Here is a 12,211-nt window from a genome sequence, read left to right as displayed (position 1 = left end):
GCAAAAAGCCGTTTAATCAGATGTATCTTATTGGGGGGTATTTACTGATGCTGTAGGGTGAATTTCATCCGAATTTACGCCCTTGGAGTGGAAGACCGAACGAAAGTAGCTAATTAGCAAAATCGAACACTATGAAAAGGGAAATGGGCATAGATTTTATGATTTATGTACTAAAAAAATGGCATAAAAGTATGTACAAGATTGTTAACAAAAAAAAGTTATCACCAAACATATTCTTAATGGATATTGAGGCACCAAGAGTTGCAAAGTCCTGTTTACCAGGACAATTTATCATAGTCAAAATGGATGATAAAGGGGAAAGAATACCTCTTACTATCTGTGATTATGATGCAGAAAAAGGAACTGTTACTATTGTATTTCAGACATTAGGAGCTTCAACTAAAAAAATGGCTAAATATGAAGTGGGAGAATATTTTGAAGATTTTGTTGGACCACTTGGACATTGCTCAGAACTTGTAGAGATGGATCTTAAAGAACTTAAGAAGAAAAATATAATGTTTGTAGCAGGTGGAGTAGGTACTGCACCAGTTTATCCACAGGTAAAATGGCTTCATGAACATGGAGTTGCTGCAGATGTTATAGTTGGATGTAAATCAAAAGATCTTTTATTATTTGAAGATGAATTGAAACCAATTTGTGGAAATTTATATATAGCAACGGATGATGGAAGTTATGGATATAAGGGTTTTGTTACGGATCTTTTAAAAGAGATTATTGACAAGAAAGATAAAGAGTACGATTGTGTAGTTGCCATAGGGCCTATGATAATGATGAAGTTTATAACTCAAGTTACGAAACAATACGGAATTAAAACAATAGTAAGTTTAAATACTATAATGGTAGATGGAACTGGAATGTGCGGAGCTTGTAGGGTTACTGTAGGTGGAGAATTAAAATTTGCCTGTGTAGATGGTCCTGAATTTGATGGACATCTTGTAAATTTTGACGAAGCTATGAGAAGACAGGCTATGTATAAAACTGAAGAAGGAAAGAAACTTCTTAAAGAAGAAGAAGGGGACACCTTTGATAGAAAAGGCTGTGAATGCCACAAGGAAGATAAAGCTGATAGAATGAAAAGAGTACCTATAAAGGAACAAGATCCAAAGGTTAGAGCTACTAATTTTGATGAAGTTTGCTTGGGATACACTGAAGAAGAAGCTGTAAAAGAAGCTTCAAGATGCTTGAATTGTAAAAAGCCTATGTGTGTTACCCAGTGCCCTGTTACAATAACTATACCTAAGTTTATTGAACAGGTAAAAAATAGAAACTTTGAAGAAGCTGCTAAAATAATAGCAGAATCAAGTGCACTTCCTGCTGTATGTGGAAGAGTATGTCCTCAGGAAACTCAGTGCGAAGGAAAATGTGTACTTGGCAAAAAAGGTGATGCTGTTGCTATAGGTAAGCTAGAAAGATTTGTAGCAGATTGGTCAAGAAAGAATAATATCGATTTATCTAAGACTTTACCTAAAAACGGCAAAAAAGTAGCTGTTATAGGAAGTGGTCCTTCAGGACTTACTTGCGCAGGAGATTTAGCAAAACTTGGATATGATGTTACTATATTTGAAGCACTTCATGAAGCAGGAGGGGTACTTGTATATGGTATTCCAGAATTCAGACTTCCAAAGGACAGTGTAGTAAAACATGAAGTTGAAAATGTAAAGAAGTTAGGAGTAAAAATAGAGACAGATGTAATAATTGGGAGAACTGTTACAATAGATGAACTTATAGAGAAAGAAAAATTTGATGCTGTATTTATAGGCTCAGGAGCAGGACTACCAAGATTCATGGGAATACCTGGAGAAAACTTAAATGGAGTATTCTCTGCGAATGAATTCTTAACAAGAAGTAATTTAATGAAAGCATATAGGGATGATTATGCAACTCCTATAAAAGCAGGCAAAAAAGTAGCTGTAGTAGGAGGCGGAAACGTAGCTATGGACTCTGCGAGGACGGCTCTAAGGCTTGGAGCAGAAGTATACATAGTATACAGAAGATCTGAAGCAGAACTTCCAGCAAGAGCAGAGGAAGTACACCATGCAAAAGAAGAAGGAATTAAATTCAATCTTTTAACTAATCCTGTAGAAATATTAGGGGATGAAAAAGGTTGGGTTAAAGGAATACGCTGCATTAAGATGGAACTAGGAGAACCAGATGCATCTGGAAGAAGAAAACCAGTTGCAATAAAGGGTTCGGAATTTGATTTAGATGTAGATACTGTAATTATGGCTCTTGGTACTTCACCAAATCCACTTATATCAACTACAACAAAAGGACTTGAAATGAATAAGCGTAAATGCTTAATAGCAGAAGAAGAGACTGGACTCACTACAAGGGAAGGAATATATGCAGGTGGAGATGCAGTAACAGGTGCTGCTACTGTAATACTTGCAATGGGTGCTGGTAAAAAAGCTGCTAAGGCTATAGATGAATATCTGAAAAAATAATTATATATTGAATAAAGAAGCTGTATCAGATTTCTGGTACAGCTTTTTTAATATTGATTGAAAATTATCTTAATAAAATGGTATACTATCAGAAATAAGTATACGATTTTGGTAAAAATTTTACGGAGAAAAGGAAGTATAATATGGATTTTAATTATGTAGAGGATTTTGAAAATGGAATTATAATAAAAAATGTTCGAAATTTTGAATTAGCTCATATATTTGAATGTGGGCAGTGTTTTAGATGGCATAGAGAAGAAAATGGTAACTATATAGGTGTAAGTTTTGGAAAAGTAATAGAGGTAGAAAAAAAGGGAGAGGATGTGATTTTATATAACACATCTCAGCAAGATTTTAAGGAAATTTGGGCAGAGTATTTTGATTTGTATAGGGACTACAATGAAATAAAAAATATACTTAGTAAAGATCCTGTTTTAAAGAAAGCTATAGAATTTGGAGAAGGAATCAGATTATTAAAGCAGGATCCCTTTGAATTGATAGTTTCTTTTATAATATCTGCTAATAATAGAATTCCAATGATACAGAGGGCTATAAAAAATATAAGTGAAAAATGGGGAGAGCCTTTAGAATATAAAAATAAAATTTATTACAGTTTTCCTAAAATAGATAAATTAAAGGAAGCCACTTTAGAAGAACTTGCTTCTTGTGGAACTGGTTTTAGAAATAAATATATAAAAGATACTGTATCAAAGATTTATTATAATGGAACTAAAACTAAAGAAAATTACGATGAAAAATATGATATTAATTGGATTAAAGATCAAGAGGATGAGGTATGCCATAAAGAGCTTCAAAAATTTATGGGTATAGGTCCTAAAGTATCAGATTGCATTATGCTTTTCTCTATGCAGAAATATTCTGCATTTCCTGTAGATGTATGGGTTAAGAGAGCTATGAATTATTTTTATCTGGCACCAGATGTATCGCTAAAAAAGATAAGAGATTTTGGAATAAGCAAATTTGGCAAGTTGTCAGGATTTGCACAGCAGTATTTATTTTATTATGTTAGGGAAAATAATATAAAGTTATAGGATATATATTATAAATACTAAAAATTCAGCAAAAAATAACTATTCTTTATCTGTATTATTTTTAAATATAACCTGTTTTAATTTATTTATTAAAAATAAATTAAAGAAGTATTGGTATATAAAAAGAAATTATATAATAAAATATACTGTGTCTACTGTTACATTTTATATTTAAAACTGTTATAATAAAATAAACAGTTTATAAAGTGTAGCAGGAGGAAAACGTAAGATGAAAGATTTTGAAACACCCTTAAAAAAACTAAAGTATTTGGTGTTAAAGGAGGTTTCTTCTTTAACAAGAGAAAACAAATTAACTGAAAAAGAATTGAAAAAAATACCCTATAAAATAATTTGCGGTGATAAGGAAGAGTATAGATGTTGTGTGTATAAGGAAAGGGCTGTTGTATATGAGAGGGCTCTTTTGGCTTCAGGATTTGTTCCAACATATAATACTACATTGGACCTAAAGAAAATTGTAGATAGGGAATACATAATGTATGTACTTTCAGCTGCCTGTGATAAATGTCCTATATATAAATATCGTGTGACAGAGGCTTGCAGGGGATGTATACAGCATAAATGTATGGAAGTATGTCCGGCAAAAGCAATATCCAAGGTAGATGGAAGGGCTCATATAAATCAAGATATTTGCAAAGAGTGTGGTATGTGTAAAAAAGTATGTCCTTATAACGCCATTGCAGAAGTAATGAGGCCTTGTAAAAAGTCTTGTCCAACTGGAGCTTTGGAAATAAACTCAAAAAACAGGATGGCAATGATAGAAAAAGAAAAGTGCATTAATTGTGGTGCTTGCATGGCAGCATGCCCATTTGGAGCTGTATCAGATAGAAGCTATATTTCTGAGGTAACTAAGGCACTTATGGGTGAGAATAAAGTGTATGCAGTAGTAGCACCTGCTATAACAGGACAGTTTGGGTGCAAAGTTACAGTAGGTCAGGTAAAAGATGCATTTAAAAAAATAGGATTTGAAGATATATTGGAAGCAGCTTGTGGGGCTGATGCTGTAACTGTAAATGAAAGCAATGAATTTGTAGAGAGAATGAAAAATGGGGATAAATATATGACAAATTCATGCTGTCCTGGATTCATGGGTTACATTGAAAAGGAATTTCCAGGTGAAGTAGTAAAAATATCAGGTACGGTTTCACCAATGATTGCAGCAGCAAGAGCAATTAAAAATCAGGATAAAAATGCTGTAGTAGTTTTTGTAGGACCTTGCACTGCAAAAAAGTCAGAGATAACTAGAGAATCAATAAAAGGGGCAGTAGACTATGCTATGACTTTTGAAGAAATAGCAGCTTTGTTTGGTGCTTTTGATGTTGATCCAGAAAATTGTGAAGATGTGCCAATAGATGATGCCTCTGTGTATGGAAGAGGATTTGCACAAGGTGGAGGCCTTACAGCGGCTATAGAAAATTATATAGGAGAAGAGAAAATAGATATTCAATTTGATCCTGTAAAGGTAAGTGGAAAAGATGAGATAAAAAAAGCTATGACTTCGGCTAAAATTGGGAGACTTCCGGGTAATTTTATAGAGGGAATGATGTGTGAAGGTGGATGTATTGGGGGGCCGGCTACTATGATTTCTTCTATGAAAGCTAGAGGCCAATTGATTAAATTTAGTAAACAATCTCATAAAAAATCTGTGCTTTCTAATGAAAAACTTGAAGAATTTAAAGATGTAGACCTTGAAAGATAAACAGAGTTCTTGGCATGAGGTGGAGTTTTAACTCCACCTATTGATTTTTAAGTTAGAATACCGATATTGTTAAGTAAAATTTAATAAATTATACAAAAAATTATGATAAGATTTAAAGTATATAACAGAGCCAATTGAATATAATGAATACTAATTATATTAAACTAGGTGATATAGATTGAAAAAACTAAAAATAGTATTAAAGAAATATAGATCTTATATAGTGTTAGCAATTATATTGTTTATATTAATTGCAGTTGCATATGAATATTACAATAAATACATGTACATATTTAGAGATCCAAATAAAATAAAGAATTGGATTATGTCCTATGGCAAATATGGAGTAGTAGTATTTCTATTTATTCAATTTTTGCAGGTAGTTGCTTTTTTTATACCTGGAGAGATTGTCCAAATTGCAGGAGGATACATATATGGAACGTTGTTTGGAAGTATCATATCAATTTTAGGCATAACTTTTGGCAGCATAGCAGCTTACAGTATATCTAGAATTTATGGGAAGCCGCTTGTAAACAAAATAATATCTGACAAAGATTTAAAATTTTTTCGTAAAATGTTGAACTTAGGCAGCATAAACTTTATAGTATTTTTGTTATATGTAATTCCAGGAATACCTAAGGATGTTCTGGCTTATATATGTGGAATATCAAACATTAGCTTTAAACATTTTATATTTTATTCAACTTTAGGAAGGCTGCCTGGAGTAATTATTTCAGCATATTTTGGATCAAAAATATATACTGGAAATAAAATAGTTCTTATATTAATAGGAATCACAATGACACTTTTATTTGTAATAGGCGTGTTAAAGGGAGAAAAGATAATAGTTAAGATAACAAAAAATAAAACTTCAGAAGGCGATAAACAACTTTAATTGTATTGTTTATCGCTTTTTTAATAAATTTTAAGTATTTTGTATACATAAGGCCTAATTGGAAGATAATAATAGGTATGGTTTTACATATAAAGAATTTGTATATAAAGATATATATGAAATTAATAGTAATAAGGCGAAATAACTACATAATTAAAGTATAATCGATATTTTTACTGTAAAATAGGTTAATAACTGGTAAATTTAAATTTGAAAATATAAATACTATTCATTATTATAATAATTGTATTAGCACTCATAATTAATGAGTGCTAACAATGAAAGCTAAAAATTAATTTTAAATACATTTAAAATATTTTTAAGGAGGGGTTTATATGAAAATTAGACCACTTGGAGACAGAGTCGTAATTAAAAAATTAGAAGCTGAGGAAACTACAAAAAGCGGTATTGTTTTACCGGGAAGTGCTAAAGAAAAACCACAAGAAGCAGAAGTTGTGGCAGTAGGAATTGGTGGAACAGTAGATGGAAAAGAAGTTAAAATGGAAGTAAAAGTAGGAGATAAGGTATTATTCTCCAAATATGCTGGAAATGAAGTAAAAATAGATGCACAAGAGTACACTATTTTAAAACAAGATGACATATTAGCTATAATTGAGTAGTTAATAATTAATTCGAACAGAAAAAATAAGTATTTATATAACGGTTAATTGTAAGGAGGGTTTTTTATGGCAAAAAGTATTTTATTCGGTGAAGATGCAAGAAAATCAATGCAAGAAGGCGTAAACAAGTTAGCAAATGCAGTAAAAGTTACACTTGGACCTAAGGGAAGAAATGTAGTACTTGATAAGAAATTTGGTTCACCACTTATAACAAATGATGGTGTTACAATAGCAAAGGAAATAGAATTAGAAGATCCATATGAAAATATGGGAGCACAGCTTGTAAAAGAAGTTGCTACAAAGACAAATGATGTAGCAGGAGATGGAACAACTACAGCTACTTTACTTGCTCAAGCAATAATAAGAGAAGGATTAAAAAATGTTACAGCTGGAGCAAATCCAATGCTTATAAGACAAGGTATAAAGATAGCTGTAGATAAGGCTGTAGAAGAAATAAAGAAAATTTCAACAACTGTAAAAGGAAAAGAAGATATAGCAAGAATTGCAGCTATATCAGCTTCTGATGAAGAAATAGGTAAATTAATAGCTGATGCTATGGAAAAGGTAGGCAACGAAGGTGTCATAACTGTTGAAGAATCAAAAACTATGGGAACTGAATTAGACGTAGTTGAAGGTATGCAGTTTGACAGAGGTTATTTAAGCCCATATATGGTTACTGATTCAGAAAAAATGGAAGCTGCAATAGAAGATCCATATATATTAATAACAGACAAGAAGATATCAAATATTCAAGATATATTACCATTACTTGAGAAAATAGTTCAGCAGGGAAAGAAATTACTTATAATAGCTGAAGATGTAGAAGGAGAAGCACTTGCAACTTTAGTTGTAAATAAGTTAAGAGGAACATTTACTTGTGTAGCAGTAAAAGCACCTGGATTTGGTGATAGAAGAAAAGAAATGCTTCAGGATATAGCAATACTTACTGGAGGACAGGTAATATCAGAAGAATTAGGAAGAGATTTAAAAGAAGCTGAATTAGAAGATTTAGGAAGAGCTGAATCTGTAAAGATAGACAAAGAAAATACTACTATAGTAAATGGACGTGGAGATAAAAAAGCTATAGCAGATAGAGTATCACAGATTAAGGTTCAAATAGAAGAAACTACTTCAGATTTCGATAAAGAAAAACTTCAAGAAAGACTTGCAAAACTTGCAGGTGGAGTAGCTGTAGTAAAAGTTGGAGCAGCAACTGAAACTGAATTAAAAGAGAAAAAATTGAGAATAGAAGATGCACTTGCAGCTACAAAAGCAGGTGTTGAAGAAGGTATGGTACCAGGAGGCGGAACTGCTTATATAAATGCAATTCCAGAAGTTGAAAAATTAACTTCAGATGTACCAGATATAAAAGTTGGTATAGACATAATAAGAAAAGCATTAGAAGAGCCAATTAGGCAGATATCAAGCAATGCCGGCGTTGAAGGATCAGTAATAATTGAAAAAGTTAAAAATAGTGAAATTGGCGTTGGATATGATGCATTAAAAGGCGAATATGTAAACATGGTAGAAAAAGGTATTGTAGATCCAACTAAAGTTACAAGATCAGCACTTCAAAATGCAGCATCCGTAGCAGCTACATTCTTAACTACAGAAGCAGCAGTTGCAGATATTCCAGAAAAAGCACCTGCAGGTCCAGCAGCAGGTGCACCAGGAATGGGCGGAATGGAAGGAATGTATTAATTTAAAAGCAAATATAAATGAAAAATTGAACCCTAGCATTATGTAAATGCAGGGTTTAATTTTTATATTAAGCAGCATAATAGAAAGTTTTTTAAATGCATGTATATATGGGGTATTTAAAGGGAAATCTATAATATAATTTAGGACTATTTTAGATATATGAGGAATTTTTCATTGACAAAAAGAAAAAAATTGAATAAAATAGTGTAAATAGTTATTAAAAGAGATAGAAATTCATTAAAATTTGTAAAAAGTGAATATCTTTTGTCCAGCTCATATATACCCTCAATAAGGGAGGGAGTATCTACCGGAAGCCGTAAATTTCTGACTATGAGCGGAATTATTATGGTACAAGTCATATTAATTTCGCATACATATGGGAATTTAATATGGCTTTTTTATTAAATCTTATCAAAAATGATTAAGCAGAAATATATTATATTATAATTTAGGAGTGATTTTAATTGGCAAAAATTTTAAAAAAAGCATACACTTTCGATGATGTACTTCTAGTACCAAACAAATCAGAGGTCTTACCTAGAGAAGTTTCTTTAGCTACTAATTTAACTAAGACTATAAAGTTAAACATACCTCTTATGAGTGCAGGAATGGATACTGTTACAGACTCAAAAATGGCTATTGCTATGGCAAGAGAAGGTGGCATAGGTATAATACATAAAAATATGACCATAGAAGAACAGGCTATGGAAGTAGACAAGGTAAAAAGACAGGAAAATGGAGTAATAACAGATCCTTTCTTCCTTTCACCCGATAATAGCATAAATGATGCCCTTAGCCTTATGAGTAAGTATAGAATATCTGGAGTACCTATAACCGTAGAAGGGAAATTGGTTGGTATAATTACTAACAGAGATATAGTTTTTGAAACAAACTATGATAAGAAGATTTCCGAGGTTATGACAAGAGAAAAGCTTATAACAGCTCCAGAAGATACTACTATAGAAGAAGCTAAAGAAATATTAAAAACAAGTAAAATAGAAAAACTACCTTTAGTAGATAAAGATAATAATTTAAGAGGACTTATAACTATAAAAGATATAGAAAAAGTAAAGAGATTCCCAAACAGTGCTAAGGACTCTAGAGGAAGGCTTTTATGTGGTGCTTCTGTAGGAGTTACAAAAGATATGATGGAAAGAGTAGATGCTCTTGTACAAGTAGGAGTTGATGTTTTAAATGTTGATACAGCTCACGGACATTCTAAGGGAGTTTTAGATGCAGTAAAAACCATAAAAGAAAAATATCCAAACGTACAAATTATTGCAGGAAATATTGCAACAGCAGAAGCTGCTAAAGATTTAATTGAATCTGGTGCAGATGCAATTAAGGTAGGTATTGGACCTGGATCTATATGTACTACTAGAGTAGTAGCAGGAGTAGGAGTTCCACAGCTTACTGCAGTAATGGACTGCGTAGAGGAAGCCAATAAATGCGGTATACCAGTTATTGCAGATGGTGGAATAAAGTATTCAGGAGATATAGTAAAGGCATTAGCTGCTGGGGCAAAAGTAGTTATGATGGGATCAATGTTTGCAGGCTGCGAAGAAGCACCAGGTGAAACTGAAATATATAAAGGAAGAAGTTATAAAGTTTATAGGGGAATGGGTTCTCTAAGTGCAATGGCTTGTGGAAGCAAGGATAGATATTTTCAGGAAGGAAATAAAAAATTAGTTCCAGAAGGTGTAGAAGGAAGGGTTCCTTATAAAGGATCTGTAGCAGATACTGTATTCCAGCTAATAGGAGGAATACGTTCAGGAATGGGATATTTAGGAGCACCTACTTTAAATGATTTATATGAAAAAGCTACTTTTGTAGTTCAATCTTCAGCAGGACTTAGAGAAAGTCATCCACACGATATTTCCATGACTAAAGAAGCTCCAAATTACAGTGTTAGACAGTAAAAATTATAGTCGAATAGAAGTTTTTATAATATAATTGTATTTGTAATGTTTAATATAAAATGATTTTCTATAATTGGTTAGGAGGAAGTTCATGGAAAAAGAGATGGTTGTTGTAGTTGATTTTGGAGGACAATATAATCAACTCATAGCAAGAAGAGTTAGAGAAAATAATGTATACTGCGAAATACTTCCCTATACTTGTTCTATAGATAAGATAAAGGAAAAAAATCCTAATGGAATAATATTTACAGGTGGACCAAATAGCGTGTATGGTGAAAATGCTCCTAGAATAAGTGAGGAGATATTTAAATTAGGAGTACCTATTTTAGGCATATGCTATGGACATCAACTTATATGTAATATATTAGGTGGAAAAGTTAAAAGTGCAGAAGTAAGGGAATATGGAAAGACAAAGATAGAACTTGATGCAAATAGTGCTTTATTTTCTAATATAGATAAAAATCAAATCTCATGGATGAGTCATACAGATGTTGTATCAGAACCTCCAAAAGGATTTAAAGTAATAGCAAAGACCAATGGATGTCCTGTTGCAGCAATAGAAAATACTGATAAAAAAGTATATGGAGTTCAATTCCATCCTGAAGTTGAACACACACCTTTTGGAAGAAGGATGCTTTCTAACTTCTTATTTAAGGTATGCAATTTAAAGGGAGATTGGTCTATGTCTTCCTTTGCAGGTGAAAAGATAAAGTTAATAAGAGAAAAAGTAGGAAATAAGAAGGTAATATGTGCTATGTCTGGTGGAGTTGATTCTTCCGTGGCAGCAGTTCTTGTACATAAGGCTGTAGGGAAGCAGCTTACCTGTATATTTGTAGATCATGGCCTTTTAAGAAAAGATGAAGGCGACCAGGTAGAGCATGTATTTAAAAAGCAATTTGATATGAACTTTATAAGAGTAAATGCCAAAGATAGATTTTTAGGGAAATTAGAAGGTGTATCAGACCCTGAAAAGAAGAGAAAGATAATAGGAGAAGAGTTTATAAGGGTATTTGAAGAAGAAGCTAGAAAATTAGGAGATATAAGCTTCCTAGTTCAAGGCACTATATATCCAGATGTAGTTGAAAGTGGTCTTGGAACCTCTGCAACTATAAAGAGCCATCATAACGTAGGTGGACTTCCAGAAGACATGGATTTTAAACTAATAGAACCTCTTAGAGAATTGTTTAAAGATGAAGTTAGAGCTGTGGGAGAAGAACTTGGAATTCCTCATAAATTGGTTTGGAGACAGCCTTTCCCAGGACCAGGACTTGCAATAAGAGTTTTAGGAGAAATTACTGAAGAAAAGCTTGCAATAACAAGAGAAGCAGATGCTATATTTAGAGAAGAAATAGCAAATGCAGGACTAGATGAAAAGATATGGCAGTATTTTGCTTGCCTTCCTAATATACGTTCTGTTGGAGTAATGGGTGATGAAAGAACATACTGCTACACAGTTGCACTGAGGGCTGTAGTATCCAGTGATGCCATGACTTCCGATTGGGCAAGAATACCATATGATGTTTTGGATAAAGTAAGTAGAAGGATAGTTAATGAAGTTAAAGGAGTAAACAGAATAGTTTACGATGTAACTTCAAAACCACCGTCTACTATTGAATGGGAATAAAAGTAAAACACTGTTAAGTCAGTATTTACAGAGTGTTGCCGTAGATTTATAGTTTAATAAGTTAGTTAGTGAAAAGTAATTAGGATAGAAATATCTTAGTTACTTTTTTCTGTTTTTTGCAGTATTTTAGGAGGTGATTTGTATATGCGAAAAGGTGACATCAAAGGGGGACAATTATTCAAGCAAAACTAGAGATAGAAAAGATTTATACATAACTG

Annotated in this window: 8 protein-coding genes and 1 riboswitch; all 8 genes read left to right on the top strand. The window is 32.5% G+C overall.

Going from position 1 to position 12,211, the window contains the following annotated elements; all coding sequences use genetic code 11:
* Positions 1–131: 131 nt before the first annotated feature.
* The 8 genes from CLJU_RS18335 (at position 132) to guaA (ending at position 11,993) form a co-directional block, all read left to right on the top strand.
* Entirely contained in the window at positions 132–2,465 is a 2,334-nt protein-coding gene (locus CLJU_RS18335) for a bifunctional dihydroorotate dehydrogenase B NAD binding subunit/NADPH-dependent glutamate synthase (protein WP_341349899.1), read from the top strand.
* Positions 2,466–2,608: 143 nt separating this feature from the next.
* Complete coding sequence (locus tag CLJU_RS18330) at positions 2,609–3,517, top strand: DNA-3-methyladenine glycosylase family protein (RefSeq protein WP_013240327.1); 909 nt, start codon at positions 2,609–2,611, stop codon at positions 3,515–3,517.
* Positions 3,518–3,746: 229 nt separating this feature from the next.
* Positions 3,747–5,234, top strand: a complete 1,488-nt coding sequence (locus CLJU_RS18325) for a 4Fe-4S dicluster domain-containing protein (RefSeq protein ID WP_013240326.1) — start codon at positions 3,747–3,749, stop codon at positions 5,232–5,234.
* A 178-nt stretch (positions 5,235–5,412) separates the two neighbouring features.
* Complete coding sequence (locus CLJU_RS18320; protein ID WP_013240325.1) at positions 5,413–6,129, top strand: TVP38/TMEM64 family protein; 717 nt, start codon at positions 5,413–5,415, stop codon at positions 6,127–6,129.
* Between the two features lie 335 nt (positions 6,130–6,464).
* Positions 6,465–6,749: a co-chaperone GroES gene (groES, locus tag CLJU_RS18315; protein WP_013240324.1), complete on the top strand. Its 285-nt coding sequence runs from the start codon at positions 6,465–6,467 to the stop codon at positions 6,747–6,749.
* A 66-nt stretch (positions 6,750–6,815) separates the two neighbouring features.
* A complete protein-coding gene (groL, locus tag CLJU_RS18310; protein ID WP_013240323.1) occupies positions 6,816–8,450 on the top strand; it encodes a chaperonin GroEL in 1,635 nt (544 codons plus the stop codon).
* 253 nt (positions 8,451–8,703) lie between these two features.
* Positions 8,704–8,801, top strand: a riboswitch (purine riboswitch).
* A gap of 113 nt (positions 8,802–8,914) precedes the next feature.
* The gene (guaB, locus tag CLJU_RS18305; protein WP_013240322.1) at positions 8,915–10,369 is read left to right on the top strand and encodes an IMP dehydrogenase; all 1,455 of its coding nucleotides are present in this window, start codon (positions 8,915–8,917) and stop codon (positions 10,367–10,369) included.
* A 91-nt stretch (positions 10,370–10,460) separates the two neighbouring features.
* Positions 10,461–11,993 carry a glutamine-hydrolyzing GMP synthase gene (guaA, locus tag CLJU_RS18300; protein ID WP_013240321.1) on the top strand — a complete coding sequence of 511 codons (1,533 nt, stop codon included), beginning with the start codon at positions 10,461–10,463 and terminating at the stop codon, positions 11,991–11,993.
* The last annotated feature ends 218 nt before the right edge of the window (positions 11,994–12,211 follow it).

It is taken from the genome of Clostridium ljungdahlii DSM 13528, from assembly GCF_000143685.1.
Taxonomy (GTDB): domain Bacteria; phylum Bacillota; class Clostridia; order Clostridiales; family Clostridiaceae; genus Clostridium_B; species Clostridium_B ljungdahlii.
This window is presented reverse-complemented; position numbering and strand designations above follow the sequence as displayed.